The sequence below is a fragment of the Pseudodesulfovibrio karagichevae genome (assembly GCF_041414475.1).
Taxonomy (GTDB): domain Bacteria; phylum Desulfobacterota; class Desulfovibrionia; order Desulfovibrionales; family Desulfovibrionaceae; genus Pseudodesulfovibrio; species Pseudodesulfovibrio karagichevae.
In genome coordinates, this window is record NZ_JBGLYH010000004.1 from 54,630 (window position 1) to 72,407 (window position 17,778).

Here is a 17,778-nt window from a genome sequence, read left to right on the forward strand (position 1 = left end):
CGGCTTTGCCCGGAGGCGTCTGGTGGACAGAAGTGGTATCGAGGCCGTCAAGGCCCGGATCAATATCTCGGACATAGTGCGCCGGTATGTTGACCTGAAACCGGTCTCGGGCCGGTGGATGGGCGCGTGTCCTTTCCATCAGGAAACCAAGCCCTCCATGTCCGTGAACGACGACGAGGGCTTCTTCTATTGCTTCGGCTGCCAGGCCTCGGGGGACGTCATCGATTTTTACGGGCGCATCAACGGCCTGGAGTTCCGGGAGGCCCTGGAACATCTGGCCGCCGAGTGCGGGGTGGAACTGAGCCACGTGCCGCACGATCCGCATGCGGCCGAGCGCAAGGCCAGGAAGCAGGTCCTCCTCGACATGCACGACGAGGCCAACCAGTTCTTCCAGCGCAACCTGTCCCTGGCCTCCGGGGACCATTGCCGCCGCTACCTGGCCAATCGGGGGATGACCCCGGAGATGATCGCCAAGTTCGGCCTGGGGTATTCCCCGGAGGACTGGCACGGATTGGACAATTTTCTGCGCACCAAGGGGCGCAATCCCGACCTCGGGGTCGAAGCCGGGTTATTGTCGAAAAATGAAAAAGGCAATATCTACGATCGGTTCCGAGGAAGGTTGACCTACCCCATCCAAAATTTATCGGGGCGGGTCATTGCTTTTGGCGGCAGAATAATTACAGAAGGAGAACCCAAGTATCTGAACAGCTCGGATACGCCTATATACAAGAAGGGCGACCACTTGTACGGGCTCAATCTGGCCCGGTCCACTATGACCCGCACCAAGCGGGCCATCCTGACCGAAGGATACATGGATGTGATATCGCTCCACCAGTTCGGCTACACCGATTCCTGCGGCGTCCTGGGCACGGCCCTGACCGCCGATCAGGTGAAGACGTTGGCCGGATTCTGTTCGCGCGTCGACCTGGTCTTCGACGGCGACGGGGCGGGGCGCAAGGCGGCCATGAAGTCCAGCAGGATGATCCTGCTCCAGGGCGTGGCCTGCAAGGTGGTCCTCATGCCGGACGGCGAGGACGTGGACAGCCTGCTCCAGACCAGGGGAGCGGAAGGGTTCGAGGCCTGCATGAACGAGGCCCCGGACGGTTTGACTTTTTGCATGAACACCCTGCGGGAGCAGTACGCTCCCAGGGATATCATGGCGTGGGCCAAGAGTTTTCTGTCGGAATTGTCCGACGCGTCCTTGCGGGCGTTCTACCTGCCCCGCATTGCGAGCGGGCTCGGGTTGTCGGAGGCTGATTTCAGGCGCGACGCGGGTGCGGCCACTCCGCAACAGCGCAATCCAAGGCATCAGCCCCGACAGACGCAACGAGTCGAACAGCAGCCGGGCATGGGCGTCGGCAAGGACTTTGCGGATGATCGGTATTTTTTGCGGTTTTCGATCCAGTACCCGGACTATGTGCCGGAGCTGGCCAAAAGGGGAATGACCCAGGTTCTTCGCACCCCATGGGCGCAGTCACTGTGGAAGAAGCTTGAAACAACGCAGCAAGGCCAAGTAACGAGCCTGCTGAACGAACAGGAAAAAGGCTTCTACATCCAGTGTCGCGAAGAATTTCGTGAGAATGTCCTCTCCGGCCGGGAACTGCTGGAAGAGTGGAATCATATTTGTCACACGATCGCGCTTGAACAGGAGAAACTGGACAAGCGCCAGCTCACTGAGGCCATACGTCAGGCACAGCAAAGCGGAGACACCGAACGGGCATTGCAATTACTGGCCCTGAAGGAATCCCGCAGGAGGGACGATGAGCAACATTAAGGAAATCCAACAGATCAAAGCTCTTATCGCCGAAGGTAAGAAAAAGGGATTCCTGACATACGAAGAGTTGAGCAAGGCCCTGCCTTCCGACTATAACAGCCCCGACCAGCTCGAGGAAATCCACGCCATCTTCGACCAGATGGATATCGCCCTGGTGGATTCGGACGATTCCGACAAGAAGCTGACCGACGATGACGACGACAAGGAATTGGAGTTCGACGATACCGACGACGATTCCTCCGAGTACGCCTCGCGGAGCACCGACCCCGTGCGCATGTACCTGCGCGAAATGGGCGCCGTGCCGCTCCTGGACCGCGAAGGCGAGGTGGTCATCGCCAAGAAGATCGAAAACGGCGAGATGGACGTCCTCTACTCTCTGGTGGAGGTGCCCGTGGCCGTGGAAGAGCTCATTTCCGTGGGCGAGGACCTGGAAGAGGGCCGCATAAAGCTCAAGGACGTGGTCAAGACCATCGAGGAGGACGACCCCTCCGAGGACGAGATGAACCAGCGCCAGCGGGTCATCTTCCTGCTCGCCGAGGTCAAGAAGCTCTACGGCAGGAAAAAGAAGATCTACGAGAAGCTCGACTACTGCGCCTGTCTGGACAAGCGCGTCTACGGCGTGCAGCAGGAGATTCTCAGCTATAAAGAGGACATCGTCACCCGGCTGCGCGACATCAAGCTGGAAAAGACCCTCATCGACCGGATCATCGAGACGGTCAACGACTACGTGCGGCAGATGCACAACTGCCAGCGCGACCTGTCGGCCTATGTCCTGTCCGTGGGCAAGACCAAGGCCGAGATCGAGGTGCTGTTCAAGCAGGTGGATGACCGCGAGATCAACCCGGTGGCGGCCTCCACCCAGCTCGGCATGACCGTGGAGGAGTTCTTCTCCTTCAAGGAAATGCTCGCTGGCAAGCTGGAGATCATGAACCGCCTGCAGGACAAGTGTTGCCACTCCGTGCACGACCTCGAAGAGGTCCTGTGGCGCATCAAGTCCGGCAACCGGACCGCCATGCAGGCAAAGCAGGAGCTCATCCGCGCCAACCTGCGCCTGGTGGTCTCCATCGCCAAGAAGTACACGAACCGCGGCCTGCAGTTCCTGGACCTCATCCAGGAGGGCAACATCGGCCTGATGAAGGCCGTGGACAAGTTCGAGTACCAGCGCGGCTACAAGTTCTCGACCTACGCCACCTGGTGGATCCGCCAGGCCATCACCCGCGCCATCGCGGACCAGGCCCGGACCATCCGTATCCCGGTGCACATGATCGAGACCATCAACAAGCTCATCCGCACCTCGCGCTACCTGGTGCAGGAGCTCGGCCGCGACCCGTCTCCGGAGGAGATCGCCGAGCGCATGGATTACCCGCTGGAGAAGGTCAAGAAGGTCCTCAAGATCGCCAAGGAGCCCATTTCCCTCGAGACCCCCATCGGCGACGAGGAAGATTCCAGCCTGGGCGATTTCATCGAGGACAAGAAGGCCACCGCGCCCGCCGAGGAAGTGGTCTCCACCAAGCTCAGCGAGCAGATCGCCTCGGTCCTGTCCGACCTGACCCCGCGCGAGGAGCAGGTCCTGCGCAAGCGCTTCGGCATCGGCGAGAAGTCCGACCACACCCTTGAGGAAGTGGGGAAGCTCTTCAACGTCACCCGCGAGCGCATCCGCCAGATCGAGGCCAAGGCGTTGCGCAAGCTCCGCCATCCCGTGCGGAGCGCGCTGCTGCGGTCCTACTTCGAGAACTAAAGACCATCAGGGCCGGGAAGAGACGCTCTTCCCGGCCCTTTTTTCATACCCAATGGAACATCCCGCCGCCGTCTTCCTCATCCCCGCCCTGGCCGTGGTCCTGGACCGCCTCCTCGGCGACCCCGTCAACTGGCCGCACCCGGTCCGGCTCATCGGCAAGGGGCTCGACCTCTTCGAGACGGCCGTCCGCCGCACGGGCGTCAATCTCCGCCTGGCGGGGTGGGGAGCCGTGCTCCTCTTCGCCTGGGCGGCCTGGTTCGTCGTGGCCGAACTCACGTCCATCCGCTACCTCGGCCCGCTCCTGGCCGTGTATTTCGCTTACGCGGGCCTGGCTCTGGGCTGCCTGCTGAAGGACGCCCGCCGGGTGGCTGAACTCCTCGATTCCGGCGACCTGAACGGCGCGCGCACGGCCCTGTCCATGCTCGTCAGCCGCGAGACCGCCGGGCTCGACGCGCCCGACATCCGCCGCACCCTGGCCGAGACGGTCAGCGAGAACCTCAACGACGGCTTCACCGCGCCCCTGTTCTACCTCGCGCTCCTCGGCCCGGGCGGACTGTGGGCCTACAAGGCCGTGTCCACCATGGACTCCATGTGGGGCTACCGCACGGACCGCTATATCGACCTGGGGCAGGGCGCGGCCAGGACCGACGATGTCCTGGCCTGGATTCCGGCCCGGCTGACCGCCTTTTTCCTGTTCATCGTCGGCAAGCGGCTCGGGCTGAAGGCGGCCACGGCCAGGGGACGCTACCGCGAAGACGCACGCAAGATGGAGAGCCCCAACGCGGGTTACCCCATGGCGGCCGCGGCCTGGCTCCTGGAGGGACGGATGGGCGGGCCCACCGTCTATTTCGGGAAGGTCAAGGACAAGCCCATGCTCGGGCCCGAAGGAACCTGGTGGGACGGCGTAAAACTCCACAAGCTGTTCCGCCTGGCCGGAAAGACCGGCACCCTGGCCGCGTGCGTGCTTATCCCGGTGCTCGGGCTGATCCGGTTGTTGTTCGCCTGACGGCGAATCGGGGGAAGGGAGGGGAAAAACTTTTGAGAAAGTTTTTCCCCTCCCTTCCCCCGAACCCCCATCCCTCCATTTTTCAAAACTTTTTGGGTCGCTGCGCGAGATGCGCGGGACCGCATCTTCCGTGCCGTTTCTCGGTACGCCCTAACCTGCGCCTAAAAAAAAGACGCGCATCCACTGACGCACGCCCTTGCCGAAGGCACACAAAAAGTTTGGGAAAGAGGGGGTTGGGGGGTACGGGGGAAGGGGGAGAAAAAACCTTTTCAAAGGGTTTTCTCCCCCTTCCCCCCGATTCTATTCGCTATTGTTCGCCCAGTTCGATGCTGCGGTAGTAGGACTCGAAGACACCGTCGATGATGTCGCCTTTGAGCGCCTGCCGGTCGAAGTGCATGAGCGCGCGGATGGTGGTGCCTCCAGGGGAGGTGACCATTTCGCGAAGTTCGGTCACGGAGTGTTCGCTCCGGTCGGCCATGGTGGCGGAGCCCAGGAACAAGCCCTTGACCATCTCCACGCTCTGCGGCCGGGTGAGCCCCAGGGCCACGCCGGACTCGATCATGGCTTCCATGAAGTAGAAGACATAGGCCGGGCCGGAGCCGATCACGCCGGTGAAGGCGTCGAACAGCTTTTCCGGCAGCACGTGGGTCTGACCGATGGAGGCGAAGAGTTCGGGCACAAACGCCTTCATCTCATCGGTCAGATTGTGGTTGTCCAGGCAGATGGCCGACACGCCCAGGCCGACCAGGGCCGGGGTGTTGGGCATGATGCGCACCACGGGGCAGCGGTCCTCAGTCCATTCCTCGTAGGTGGACAGGGGGATGCCCGCGCAGATGGCGGTCAGGCATTTGCTCATGTCGAGCAGGGGCGTCAACTCCTTGACCACGGGTTCGGCGTGCTGCGGCTTGACGGCCAGGACGATGTAATCGCACGCCTTGGCCAGGTCGGTCGCGCTCTCATGGATGATGAGCCCGTGCTCCTTGTTGAGCCGTTCGAGGTTGGCCTTGTTGAAGTCCGCCCCGTGCAGTTCGATGTCGTCACGCGAGGCCAGCCCCTTGACTATGGCCGACCCCATGTTGCCTACGCCTATGAACCCGATTTTCTTTGTCATTATCCCACCAGCTCGTCGTCGTTGAAGAAGTATGCCACCTCGGTCTTGGCGGTGTCGGGACCGTCGGAACCGTGGCAGGAGTTGTTCTGGATGTCCTGGCCGTAGGCGGCGCGGATGGTGCCGGGAGCGGCCTGGGCCGGATTGGTCGCGCCCATGAGGGTACGGTATTTCTCGATGGCGTTCTCGCCCTCGAGGCAGGAGACCACCACAGGCCCGGAGATCATGTAGTCCACCAGCTCGCCGAAGAAGGGGCGCTCCTTGTGCACCGCGTAGAAGCCTTCGGCCTTGGCGCGGTCCATGTGGATCATCTTCATGCCTTTGATCTTGAGGCCGGAGTCGGTGATCATTTTCAGGATCTCGGCGATGAGGCCGCGTTTGACCGCATCGGGCTTGATGATGGAAAAGGTCTTTTCGATAGCCATAGAAGCCTCCGTTTGTCTGTTTCCGTCTTATACGTGTCGGCAATGAATTGCCAGCATATGGATCGCGGCCCGCACCGGCCTCAACCCAACAACATGCGGTCGGAGACCCCCTCGTCCCCGCGCAGGCGCGAGAAGCGTTCCAGGAGATCTTCGACCTTGAGATTCTTCTTTTCCTCGCCGTCGATATCCAGGACCACCTCGCCGCGATGGAACATGATCAGCCGGTTGCCCATGGAGATGGCCTGCTTCATGTTGTGGGTGACCATGAGGGTGGTCAGATTGAGCGAGCCGACGATCTCGTCGGTCAGGTCCAGGACCATGCCCGCGGTCTTGGGGTCCAGGGCGGCGGTGTGCTCGTCGAGCAGCAGCAGCCGGGGGCGGACCAGGGTGGCCATGAGCATGGTCAGGGCCTGGCGCTGGCCGCCGGAGAGCAAGCCGGTGTGGCTTTTGAGGCGGTCTTCGAGGCCGAGGCCGAGGATGGCCAGCTTTTCCCGGTAGTATTCGCGGTCCTTGCTCTTGACGCCCCAGGAGAGGCCCCGGAACTTGCCGCGCTTGTTGGCCATGGCCAGGTTCTGTTCGATGGTCGCCCCGGCGCAGGTGCCGAGCAGGGGATCCTGGAAGACCCGGCCGATGAGCGAGGCGCGTTTGTGTTCCGGCCACCTGGTGATGTCCAGATCGTCGAGGATGATCTTGCCGGAGTCCACGGGGAAGGAGCCGGCCAGGGCGTTGAGGAAGGTGGACTTGCCCGCGCCGTTGGAGCCGATGATGGTGATGAAGTCGCCGTCCTTGACTTCGAGGTTCACGCCGTTCAGCGCGGTGACCTCGTTGACGTCGCCCCGGTTGAACGCCTTGGTGATGCGGGAGATGGAAATCATTTGGACCTCCCGGCCATGAACTGGCGTTTCATCTTGGGCATGACCAGGGCGAAGACCACCAGAATGGCGGTGATCAGGTTCAGGTCGCTGGGGGTGATGGCGAACGAGCCGAGCTTGAGGCCGAGCGCCAGGCCGATGGCGATGCGGTAGAGCACCGAGCCGAGCAGGGCGGCGATGAGCGCGCGGCCGATGGTCTTGTCGCCGAATACGGTCTCGCCGATGATGACCGAGGCCAGGCCCGCGACGATGGTGCCCACGCCCATGTTCACGTCCGCCGCACCCTGGTTCTGGGCCACCAGGGCCCCGGAGGCGGCCACCAGCGCGTTGGACAGGCCCACGCCGAAGATGATGACGTTGTCGGTGTTCACGCCCTGGCTGGTGATCATCTGCTTGTTGTCGCCCGTGGCCAGGAAGGCCAGGCCGAGCTCGGTGTGCAGAAACCAGATGAGCACGATGACCACGGCGAAGCAGATCAGGCCGAAGAGCAGCGGGGTGGAGTGCTGGGGCAGCATGTTGGTGAAATTCACGAACCAGTCGACCACGGTATCCTGCCCGAGCAGAGCCATGTTGGGCCGTCCCATGATGCGCAGGTTGATGGAGTAGAGCGCGATCATGGTCAGGATGGAGGCCAGCAGATGGAGGATCTTGAACTTGGTGTTCAGGATGCCGGTGGCCGCGCCCGCCAGGAACCCGGCCCCGGCGGCCATGAAGATAGCCAGGAGCGGGGAATAGCCCGAGGTGATGGCCACGGCCGACACGGCCGCGCCCAGCGGCAGGCTGCCGTCCACGGTCAGGTCCGGGAAATCGAGCACCCGGAAGGTCAGGTACACGCCGATGACCATGAGGCCGTAGGCGAACCCCTGTTCGATGGCGCCGAAAAATGCGTAGAGAGTCATGTGCTAATCCTAATGGTTACCGGGCCGGGCCGTATCCGGCGGGTCCGGCGAAAAAACGAAAAAGGCGCGTTGATGAAGCAACGCGCCTTGTATCGTTTATGGGCACAATTGGCAAATGCGTTTCGCGTCTACTCGATGACCTTGTCGGCCCGGTCGAGCACGGACTGGGGCACGGTCACGCCCATGGCCTTGGCGGCCTTCAGATTGACGCGCAGATTGAGATCGTTGAGGAATTCGACGGGCATGTCGGCCGGCTTCGCGCCGTCCACCAGGATGCGGGCGATCATGTCGCCGGTCTGCAAGCCCATCTTGTAATAATCCACGGCCTCGGCCGCAATGGCGCCACGCTCCACGGAGTCCACGTCGCCGACGATGAACGGCAGCTTGTTGTCCACGCAGACCTTCACGGCGGACTCGAGGGCCGAGACCACGGTGTTGTCGGTGCCCACGTAGACCGCGTCGCACCGGCCGACAAGGCTCTTGGCCGCCTGGTACACGCCGCTGGAGTTGGAGATGGTCGCCTCCTCCACGTTGATGCCGAGCTTGGCAGCCTCTCGCTTCAGGGCCTTCAGGATGGGCACGGCGTTGGGCTCGCCCGAGTTGTAGATGATACCGATGGTCTTGACGTTCGGCACGAGCTCGCGGATCAGGGCCACCTGCCTGTCGATGGGGCTGAAGTCGGACATGCCGGTGATGTTGCGGGCTCCCGTGTTTTGGAGGTCCTTGACCAGCCCGGCGGTGACGGGATCGGTCACGCCGGTGAAGACGATGGGGGTGTCATGGATCTTCTGGGCGCAGGCCTGGGCGCCGGGGGTGGCGATGGCCAGGACCACGTCGGGCCGCTCGCCGATGATCTGGCCGACGATCTGGGTGTTGGTGGCCATGTTGTTCTGGGCGTTGTGCACGTTGTAGTCGAAGTCGATGCCCTTTTCCTTGAGGCGGTCGGCCACCCCCTGGCGCATGGCGTCCAAGGCCGGGTGCTCCACGATCTGGGTCACGGAGATGACGTACTTCTTGCCGGCAAAGGCGGTGGAGGCGACCAGCAGGGCGGCCGCCAGGAACAACAATATCTTTTTCATCGGGAAACTCCTCCTCGAAGTGCTTTTCAAAAGGAAACTTTGACCGCGCTTCCGGCTTTTCGTCAAGGGATTTTGATTTGAAGCCGCGAATCGCGCCGAAGGCGAAAAAAGGGCCGCGCAAGGCGGCCCTCTGAAATACATTTTATCAGGGTGGGGTCAGAAACGGATTTCCTCTTCCTTGATGACCTTGAAGGACTTGTTGCCCTTGACCCGGCCGGGCAGCCCCTGGAACTTGCGCACGCCTTCCACCTCGGCCTCGAGGAGTTCGTCCTCGTCGGTGTCAAGCAGGATGATGTCGCCCTCCTGGAGATAGAGCAGCTGGCGGCCGGAGATGGTGGTCCGGCCCAGGCGCACGACCATTTCCACCGGAGTCTCCATGAGCCGCTCCTTGAAGCGGTTGATCCAGACGTGGTCCACTTCCAGGCGCTCGGACTGGAAGGAGGCGTGCAGTTTCGAGCGGATGGGCTCCATGGTGGCGTAGGGCAGGCAGACGATGAGCGAACCGATGGCGTTCTCCAGCTCGACCTCGAAGGTGACCACGATGACCACGTCCGAAGGCGGCACGATGGCCGCGAACTGGGGGTTCACCTCGGTGCGGACCAGCTCCACGTGGACCTCGTGCACCGGCTTCCAGGATTCCTCCATGTTGGCCAGGGCGATCTTGACCACGCGCTCGACAATGGCCTGCTCGATGGGCGTGAAGTCGCGGCCTTCGACCTTGGGCTGGCTGCCCGCGCCGCCGAAGAAGTTCTCCACCAGGGCAAAGACCAGGCGGGAGTCGACCACCAGCAGGGCGTTGCCGCGCAGGGGGTCCATCTTGAAGATGGAGATGGAGGTCGGCACCGGCAGGGAGCGCATGAAGTCGCCGAACTTGGACATGTCGATGGAGATGGGATTGATGTCCACCCTCTTGCGCATGGTGTTGGCCAGCGCGTTGGTGCACAACCGCGCGAAGCGGTCGTTGACGATCTCGAGAACGGGCATGCGGCCGCGAATGATCCTGTCCTGATTGGCCAGGTCGAACGAGACCACACCGGTATCGTCCTCCGGTATCTCGGTTTCGGTCTCGACATCCCCCCCGGAAAGACCCCGGAGCAGGGCATCAACTTCATCTTGTTCGAGGATTTTGCTCATCTGGACAAAGCCTCATGTTCGCCGATCATACGGCCCGTTTGACCGGCCTGTGCCGGAAAATTGAACGTCGCTAAAGAGTTAGCAAAAAACGGGCCGTCCCGTCTGATTCCTATCGGCCGAATGGTAAAAAATCCTTATGCGTCTCCATACCCCGCCAACGGGGTTCCTGGCAACGATTCGGCGGATTTTTCGCCCGATTTTGCTTGGGATTGTTTAGACAAAAACAAGAGTTAGTCAAATACCAATATCAGCATATCCGAATATTCCAACAAACACGGGAAAATAACAACCACTTTGACAAATCCGACCCGCTTCGGTCGGGAAAAAGCGAGGCGAAGAGGTGAGACGCCGATTTTGGGAACAGCGTCCCGAAATCCGAATCGAAGGGAGGCTATTCGGTGGAAAGTTTCGACAGGGGGATGACCTGAATGGACGTGTCCCGGCTGTCCTGCCACTGCCTGAGGGCGGCCAGAGTTTGCCGGTAGGGGTGGCCGATGGCTATGGCCCGGCCCTTTCGTTGGGCGACCCGCTCGGTCTTGCGCAGCTGGAGCAGGATGGCGTTCACGTCCTTGACGTTGTCCAGGAAGGTGTCCCGCTCGTAGAAGGGGATGCCCACGGCCTTGGCCGTGGCCCGGCCCACGCTCTTGCCCGAGGTCAGGCTGTCCAGGAAGAACAGGCCGTGCCGCTTGAACTCGGCCAGCGCCACCGCCATGTCCTGCCCGTCGGCGGTGAAGCGCGAACCCATGTGATTGTTCACCCCGATGGCCTCGGGGATGCGTCCGAGATTCTCCTCGATGCGCTGCCGAATCTGGTCGTCGGTCATGGAGACGAACAGGGCGTCGTCGCCGGGGTTGACCTTGGGATAGCCCATGGGCTCCATGGGGAAGTGGACGAGCAGGTCGTGGTGCGTGCCCGAGATCAGGTCCACGCATTCGCGGGTGTGGCTGGCGTGGGGCCAGACCGCGAAGGTCAGGGGCAGGTCGAGCCCTGCCAGCCCCTTGAGCACGCCGTAGTTCTCGCCCACATCGTCGATGACCACCACCAGCTTGGGCCCCTTGGCCTCGGGCCGGGCGATGATCTGCGGCGTGGCCTCGAGAAGCAGCAGGTGGGTGCGTTGGCCACTGATCTCGATGGCCGCCTCGGAGTCGCCGTTGTCCAACAGGACCGCGTCGGGCAGCCGTTCGTAGAGCCGCTTGCGCAGGGTGACCAGGAAGCGGTTACGGTCCTCAATCTTGGGGAACTGGAGCACCTGGTAATGGTAGCTGTGCTCCTCGAAACGGCGGAGCTCCACGTCCACCAGGTCGAGGTCACGCATCTTGAGGTCCAGGTCCCGCATGGTCTCGATGAGGGCCAGATCCGCCTGCTTGACCCGGTCCTCTATGTCGGAGGTGGTCTCTTCATAGACCTTGTCCGGGGCTTTGTCCGGCTCCGGCTCGGCCTTGCGCTTCTCGGCTACGGGCGTGATCACCTGGGGCGGCGGAGTCTTGGCGTTCAGGGCCATCCAGCCGAGTCCGGCCAGGGCCAGGAAGGCGAGGGTGAACAGGCAAATGAGAGGACCGGGCCGATAGATCCTCTTGAAGAATCCATCGAGCCCGGTCTGTTCATTCGTCTTGTTGTCGGGATTTTGGTCGTCCATGGGCGCGGCCCGGTCTCCCTACTGGATTTCCTTCATTCGCGGCAGGCTCTTGACCAGCTCCAGGGCCATACGCACCTGGTTGTCGCGGGCCAGCATGTCCTTGGCCTTTTCGGCGTCCTCGTCCTTCGCGCGCTTGGTGCTCTTCTGGCCGTTTTCTAGATGGCCGCTCAGATCCTTTTCGCGCACCGTGAAACGGTCGCGCAGGTCGTTCTCGTCATCCCTGGGTGCCTCGAAGGGGATGCGCAGGTCGGGGTCGATGCCCATGGCCTGGATGGAACGGCCGCTGGGGGTGTAGTAGAGCGCGGTGGTCAGCTTGATGCCGGAACCGTCGGACAGGGGGATGATCTGCTGGACCGACCCCTTGCCGAAGGAACGTTCGCCCACGAGCAGGGAGCGCTTGCGGTCCTGCAGGGCGCCGGCCACGATCTCGGAGGCCGAGGCGGAGCCCGCGTTGATCAGGGTGACCATGGGAACCTTGACGTCTTCGGCGTTCTTGGTGGCGTAAAAGTCCTTGCGGTCGGCCGGGTCGCGCCCCTGAATATAGACGATGGTGCCGTCCTCCAGGAACGTGTCGGCCACGGAGACAGCCTGGTTCAGCAGGCCGCCGGGGTTGTTGCGCAGATCGAAGACGATACCCTTGAGGGCGTGCTTCTTGCGGTACTCGGCGATGGCTTCACGCAGATTCTTGGTGGAGGACTCCTGGAACTTGGTCAACCGCAGGTAGAGATAGCCGTCTTCCAGGGACTGGGTCTTGACGTTGACGATGGGAATGGTCCCGCGGACGATGGCCACTTCCAACGGCTTGTTGGAGCCCTTGTGCAGGATGAGCAGGGTCACGGGTGTGCCCTTTTCGCCGCGGATCAGCTTGACCGCGTCCATGAGGGTCATGTCCTGGGTGGATTCGCCGTCGATCTCGAGGATGATGTCGCCCGCCAGCAGGCCCGCCTTGTAGGCCGGGGTGTCCTCGATGGGCGAGACGACGATGATGCGCCCCTGGTCCATGCTGATCTCGATGCCGATGCCGCTGAACTTGCCGGCGGTGTCCACCTGCATGTCCTTGAAATCCTCGGGCGAAAGATAGGTGGAGTGGGGGTCGAGCTCCTCGAGCATGCCCTTGATGGAATTATCGATGAGCTCCTTCTTGGTCACGGGCTTGACGTAGTTGCTTTCAACCAGGTCGAGCACCTGCGAGAAGGTTTTGAGCGCTTCGAATTGATCGCCCTTGGCCGCGATGGTCTGGGCCGGGGCAACAGTAAGGGTAAAAAGAAGCAGAAAAGTGACTATCCAAAGCGTTACACGCATGAATGCCTCCCGAATAACGGAGTCCTAATGTGTTGGGTTAACGACAATTCATCTCAGGGCTGTTAACCAAGTTTCTGGGTTAATTGGTTTTTGATGAAAACGCAATTCAAAATACAGTCCGGGCCCGTCCAGCTTGGGGAAATACCCCACGGTGCCCAGGGGTTCGTTCTTCTCCACCTCCTGGCCATTGCGCACGAAGGTGTCGGACAAGTATGCGTAAAGGCTATAATAATTATACCCATGGTAGATGATGACCACGTGTCCGAAACCACGCAGGGTATCGTTGTGCACCACCTTGCCCCAAAAAATAGACTGCACCGTGCTGCCGTCCGGAGCGCCGATGGCCAACCCGCGCGCCGGCGGTTTGGCCTTGAGGTTGAAGCCGGACACCACCCGGCCACGCACCGGCCAGGGCAGGGAGCGCTTGTACAGGGCGAAGCGCTTGGTCTTCTGGGACTGCAACTGGTACTTGAGGTCCTCTATGGTGGCCAGAATCCCGGTCAGCTCTTCCTCGGCGCTCTCCTTCTGCTGGTTGATTTTCTTGAGATTCCTGCGCAGGGCGTACTGGTTCCGGAGCAGCCGGTCCTTGCTCTCGTTCACCTGGCCCAGCTGCTTTTCGGCCTCCTCGGCCAGCTGGCGCTGGTTCTCCAGGTTCAGGGCGATCTTTTCGGCGTTGGCCTTGGCCTCGTCCAGCTTGCGGCTGGTGGCCGCATAGATGTCCGCCAGCCAGTTGAAGCGGCGGTCGAACATGGCCCAGTCCTCCACGCCCTCGAACCGCGAGCGGACGTTCTGCAGGTGCACCGGCCACAGGGTGCGCATAAGCCCGGACAGCTCCAGAGTAATCCGCTCCTTCTCCTTTTCCAGACTGAAATGATCCTGCTCGGCCTGGCGCTCATTCTTCCGGATTTCGGCCAGGGCGGCTTCCTGGTCCCGGATGCGTTGCCTGAGCAGCTTGACGTCGTCCTCGATGTCCGACAGCCGGGTGGAAATCTGGCCGGCCTTTCGGGTCAGCGCCCGGACCTTCTGTTCGTTCTCGTCCGCCTTCTGGTGCTCCTTCTGCAACGAGTCGCTCAGGACCTCGTCCTGGGCCTGGGCGCGCGCCAGGGCCGGGAACAGCAGAAGGCAGCAGACTGTCAGGACGAGAAATATACGCATGCGGGCCTATTGTTCAAGGAAAGGTTGAAGGGGGCAGGACTCGCACAAACCAGCCTTTTTCCGGCACCAGTTGGCGCCCACACGGACGATGAGGGCGTGAAATTCGTTATACAGTGCCACATCTTCCGGCAGGGCGTCCATGAAAATGGATTGCAGCCCGTGGTAATCGATGTCCTCCCAAGCCAGCCCATGGCGGCCCATGAGTCGGGCCGTGTAAGCGTCCACCACGAAGGTCGGGAAGTCCAGGGCGTAGAGCAGGATGCAGTCCCCGGTCTCGGGCCCGATGCCGTTGATGGAGAGCACCTTGGGCCGCAGTTCGGCCAGCTCGCGGTCCTTGAGGGCGAGCAGGTCGAATTCCGCTTCATCCTTCAGGAATTGCAGGAAGTTGTGAATCCGCTTGGCCTTGATGTTGTAGTACCCGGCAGGGCGAATTAATTCGGCCAGCTCGGCCACGGGCAACCCGTGCAGGGCTTCGGCCTCAAGCAGCCCCGCGTCCTTGAGGTTGGTCAGGGCCTTTTCCACGTTCTTCCAGTTGGTGTTCTGGGTCAGGATGGCCCCGATGGATATCTCGAAAGGGGTGTCGCCGGGCCACCACCTGCTCGGGCCGAGCGCGGCCAGCATGGCCTCGTACATCCCCATAAGCGTACCGTGCAGGGCCATGGCCTAGCTCCCCAGGTTTTCCCAGACAAGGCAGATCCACTCGCCCTCGACGAACCGCTGGGGCTCGCCCAGGCCGCGCCTGCCGTAGGCCTCGGCCACGGCGTCGGACTGCTTGTCGGCCAGGATGCCGGACAGGACCAGGGAACCGCCAGGCTTGACCCGGGGGATGATCTCCCCGGCCATCTCGATGAGCGGCCCGGACAGGATGTTGGCCACCACCAGGTCGAAGGTCAGGCCCGGTTCCACGCAGTCGATGGAGCCCACGGCCAGGCTCATGGAGCCGGAGACGCCGTTGGCCTCCAGGTTCTCCACGGCGCAGACCACGGCCTGGGGGTCGATGTCCAGGCCGATGCCGGTCAGGCCGAGCTTGGACAGCCCGATGCCGAGGATGCCGGACCCGGTGCCCAAATCGAGGAAGGTCTGGCCCTTGCCGATGGTCCCGGCCTGGACCAGCCTGCCGATGGTCGACAGGCAGAGCGAGGTGGTGGGGTGGTGCCCGGTGCCGAAGGCCATCTTGGGCTCGATGACGATGTGGGTGTGCTCGCTGTCCCCGTCGTCCAGCCACGGCGGATAGATGCGGAATGATTCCCCGCAGTTGACCGGGACGAAGAAGTCCTTCCAGGCCATGGCCCAGTCCTCGGCCTCCTGCTCGGCCCAGGTCACGCCCGCCTCGGGGAAACGGGCCTGGAACGCCTTGACCATTTCATGGCCCAGGGGATGGTCCTCCAGGTACAGGGTGAACTTGCGGTCTTCGCCCGCGGGCGTCTCCTCCCAGCCGTGGGGGACCTTGGCGGCGATGAAGACTCCGGCCTCGTCGGCGGCCTGTTCGGGGATGGTGAATTCGATCTTCAGCAGGGTGGACATGTGGTGGGTTTTCTCCGTGTAATATGACAAGGCCGGGAACATGCCCCGGCCTTGAATGGTTGCGTCATCAATGAGCCAAACTAGAATACCTTGTCGATGAACGAGCCCTTGCCCGTGTACCGGAAGTCGTAGAGGGTGGCCTGCTCGGCCAGCCTCGCCGCGTCCGACTTGACCTCGGGCACGGATTTGGCCTCCTCCTTGGGCTGCTCGGCCCGGGAGACCTTTGCCAGCTCCTTTTGCTGTTCCAGTTCGTGTTCGCGCCGGAACAGATACTCGGGCGTGGAACCTATGGGGGCGACGCCGCTCATGACTCGATACCTCAAATCATAGAATACGCCTTCGCCTCCGGACGGTCAAGCCGACCGCCTCCCGGCTATCCCTCCACCGAGGCCAGGACGTCGTCCAGGGCCTGCATGAAGGCCAGGATGTCGTCTTCGGTGACGGTCAGGGGCGGCACCAGCCGCAGGATCGTGCCCTGGGCCAGGTTGCAGACCACCTTATGCTCCAGCAGCCCCTTCCAGACCTCCGGGCCGTTCTTGGCCAGTTCGATGCCGAAGAGCAGCCCCAGCCCGCGCGTCCCGGCGATGATCTCCGGGTGCTTTTCCTTGAGCTTGGCGACCTGTTCGCCGAGGAAAGCGCCCATCTTGAGGGCGCGTTCGGCCATCTTCTCCCCGAGCATGATGTCCACGACCTTTGCGGCCACGGCCGAGACCACGGCCCCGCCCCCGAAGGTGGTGGCGTGGGAGCCGGGCGTGAACCCCTTGGCCACCTCGTCCGTGCACAGGACCGCGCCCATGGGCAACCCGTTGGCCAGGGCCTTGGCCGAGGTGAAGATGTCCGGGGTGATGCCGTAGTGCTGGTGCGCCCAGTACCGGCCGGTGCGGCAGACGCCGGTCTGGACCTCGTCGACGATGAGCAGGATACCGTTCTCCCTGCACAGGGCCACGATGTCGTTGACGTAGTCCGTGGGCAGGGGCCGCACGCCGCCCTCACCCTGGACCATCTCGATCATGATCGCGGCCGTGTGGGCGTTTATGGCTCCGCGCAGGGCGTTGACGTTGCCGAAGGGCACGGTCACGAACCCCTCGGGCAGCGGATTGAAGCCGTCCTTGATGGGGCCGTACTGGCCGGTGGCGGTCAGCGTGGACAGGGTCCTGCCGTGGAAGGACTTCTCCAGGGTGATGATCTCGTGCCGGTCCTCGTTGCGCACGGTGTGCATGTACTTGCGGGCCAGCTTGATGGCCCCCTCGTTGGCCTCGGCCCCCGAGTTGCAGAAGAAGACCTTGCCCGCCGCGCAGGTGGACAACAGCTTCTCGGCCAGGTCGAGCTGGGGCTCCTGGTAGAAGAGGTTGGAGACGTGGACCATCTTGCGGGCCTGCTCGGCCATGACCTCGGCCAGGTCCTCCCGGCTGTGGCCCAGGGAGCACACGGCGATGCCCGCCAGGAAATCGAGGTACTCATTGCCGTCCAGGTCGTACAGGCGGCAGTCCTTGGCCCTGGAAACGGCCAGGGGATAGCGGCCGTAGGTATGGCAGAGAAGGTTGGATTCCCGTTCTTTTATCGCTTCGAATTTATCAGACATTTTCGTTCTCTCTCGTATTAGTGTTTCCCTGTGGAACCGAACCCGCCCGCGCCGCGCGCGGTTTCGCCGAGTTCTTCCACCGGGCTGATTGTCGCTTGAAACACGGGCATGAAGACAAGCTGTGCGATGCGCTGTCCGCGCCTGATTCGTCGCACCTCGCCCGAGGTATTGAGCAGTGAGACCTTGATCTCCCCGCGATAGTCCGGATCGATGACGCCGACGCCCTGGCTGACGGTCAGCCCTTCCTTGGTGCCCAGCCCGCTGCGGGAGAACACGTATCCGGCCACGCTTGGCTCGCGGACCTCGATGGCCACGCCCGCCGGGATGGCGGCCTTTTCGCCAGGGCCGATCTCGATCTCGTCCTCGTCGATGCAGGCGCGCAGGTCCAGCCCCGCCGAATGTTCGGTGGCGTAGGCCAGTTTATTTTCTTGCCAAACCTCATGCAGGAACTTCACGTTCACGTCGATCTTGTTCATTGTGCGTCTCTATCCTTGTGTTGAACGAATGGTTGTTTATGTTCGCTTCAAAAGCAACTGTCAACAAA

At 62.3% G+C, this 17,778-nt stretch carries 17 protein-coding genes; 3 read left to right on the forward strand and 14 right to left on the reverse strand.

Translation table 11 applies throughout. The features are described 5' to 3' along the window. Positions 1-22: 22 nt before the first annotated feature. Genes dnaG through cbiB form a run of 3 tightly spaced genes read left to right on the forward strand, consistent with a single transcriptional unit; the run spans position 23 to position 4,518 of the window. Positions 23-1,774 (forward strand): DNA primase, encoded by a 1,752-nt coding sequence (gene dnaG / locus AB6M95_RS02690; RefSeq protein ID WP_371385188.1) that lies wholly within the window; start codon positions 23-25, stop codon positions 1,772-1,774. Further along, positions 1,761-3,512 carry an RNA polymerase sigma factor RpoD gene (gene rpoD, locus AB6M95_RS02695; protein ID WP_371385189.1) on the forward strand — a complete coding sequence of 584 codons (1,752 nt, stop codon included), beginning with the start codon at positions 1,761-1,763 and terminating at the stop codon, positions 3,510-3,512. The genes dnaG and rpoD overlap by 14 nt, the downstream gene beginning before the upstream one ends. A gap of 52 nt (positions 3,513-3,564) precedes the next feature. Next, positions 3,565-4,518, forward strand: a complete 954-nt coding sequence (gene cbiB / locus AB6M95_RS02700) for an adenosylcobinamide-phosphate synthase CbiB (RefSeq protein ID WP_371385190.1) — start codon at positions 3,565-3,567, stop codon at positions 4,516-4,518. A gap of 307 nt (positions 4,519-4,825) precedes the next feature. Here cbiB and proC read toward each other — a convergent pair whose 3' ends face one another. The 14 genes from proC to dut all read right to left on the reverse strand — a co-directional run bounded on the left by proC (position 4,826) and on the right by dut (position 17,710). Next, complete coding sequence (proC, locus tag AB6M95_RS02705) at positions 4,826-5,629, reverse strand: pyrroline-5-carboxylate reductase (protein ID WP_371385191.1); 804 nt, start codon at positions 5,627-5,629, stop codon at positions 4,826-4,828. Further along, positions 5,629-6,051: a nucleoside-diphosphate kinase gene (ndk, locus tag AB6M95_RS02710; RefSeq protein ID WP_371385192.1), complete on the reverse strand. Its 423-nt coding sequence runs from the start codon at positions 6,049-6,051 to the stop codon at positions 5,629-5,631. The genes proC and ndk overlap by 1 nt, the downstream gene beginning before the upstream one ends. Positions 6,052-6,131: 80 nt before the next feature. Next, positions 6,132-6,926, reverse strand: a complete 795-nt coding sequence (locus tag AB6M95_RS02715) for an ABC transporter ATP-binding protein (protein WP_371385193.1) — start codon at positions 6,924-6,926, stop codon at positions 6,132-6,134. After that, positions 6,923-7,822, reverse strand: coding sequence for an ABC transporter permease (locus AB6M95_RS02720; RefSeq protein ID WP_371385194.1), 900 nt, complete (start codon positions 7,820-7,822; stop codon positions 6,923-6,925). Before AB6M95_RS02720 ends, AB6M95_RS02715 begins: the two co-directional genes overlap by 4 nt. A gap of 128 nt (positions 7,823-7,950) precedes the next feature. Next, positions 7,951-8,901, reverse strand: a complete 951-nt coding sequence (locus AB6M95_RS02725) for an ABC transporter substrate-binding protein (protein WP_371385195.1) — start codon at positions 8,899-8,901, stop codon at positions 7,951-7,953. A gap of 156 nt (positions 8,902-9,057) precedes the next feature. Then, positions 9,058-10,035, reverse strand: a complete 978-nt coding sequence (gene fliM / locus AB6M95_RS02730; RefSeq protein WP_371385196.1) for a flagellar motor switch protein FliM — start codon at positions 10,033-10,035, stop codon at positions 9,058-9,060. 391 nt (positions 10,036-10,426) lie between these two features. Further along, positions 10,427-11,671, reverse strand: coding sequence for a divergent polysaccharide deacetylase family protein (locus tag AB6M95_RS02735; protein ID WP_371385197.1), 1,245 nt, complete (start codon positions 11,669-11,671; stop codon positions 10,427-10,429). Positions 11,672-11,689: 18 nt separating this feature from the next. Beyond that, positions 11,690-12,973 (reverse strand): S41 family peptidase, encoded by a 1,284-nt coding sequence (locus AB6M95_RS02740; RefSeq protein ID WP_371385198.1) that lies wholly within the window; start codon positions 12,971-12,973, stop codon positions 11,690-11,692. Positions 12,974-13,021: 48 nt separating this feature from the next. Then, positions 13,022-14,128, reverse strand: coding sequence for a murein hydrolase activator EnvC family protein (locus tag AB6M95_RS02745; RefSeq protein WP_371385199.1), 1,107 nt, complete (start codon positions 14,126-14,128; stop codon positions 13,022-13,024). A 6-nt stretch (positions 14,129-14,134) separates the two neighbouring features. Next, positions 14,135-14,788: an endonuclease III domain-containing protein gene (locus tag AB6M95_RS02750; RefSeq protein ID WP_371385200.1), complete on the reverse strand. Its 654-nt coding sequence runs from the start codon at positions 14,786-14,788 to the stop codon at positions 14,135-14,137. A gap of 3 nt (positions 14,789-14,791) precedes the next feature. Next, the gene (locus AB6M95_RS02755; protein ID WP_371385201.1) at positions 14,792-15,652 is read right to left on the reverse strand and encodes a 50S ribosomal protein L11 methyltransferase; all 861 of its coding nucleotides are present in this window, start codon (positions 15,650-15,652) and stop codon (positions 14,792-14,794) included. An 80-nt stretch (positions 15,653-15,732) separates the two neighbouring features. Then, a complete protein-coding gene (locus AB6M95_RS02760; RefSeq protein WP_371385202.1) occupies positions 15,733-15,960 on the reverse strand; it encodes a hypothetical protein in 228 nt (75 codons plus the stop codon). Between the two features lie 65 nt (positions 15,961-16,025). Beyond that, a complete protein-coding gene (locus AB6M95_RS02765) occupies positions 16,026-17,234 on the reverse strand; it encodes an aspartate aminotransferase family protein (protein ID WP_371385203.1) in 1,209 nt (402 codons plus the stop codon). A 17-nt stretch (positions 17,235-17,251) separates the two neighbouring features. After that, positions 17,252-17,710, reverse strand: coding sequence for a dUTP diphosphatase (gene dut, locus AB6M95_RS02770; RefSeq protein WP_371385204.1), 459 nt, complete (start codon positions 17,708-17,710; stop codon positions 17,252-17,254). Positions 17,711-17,778 lie beyond the last annotated feature (68 nt).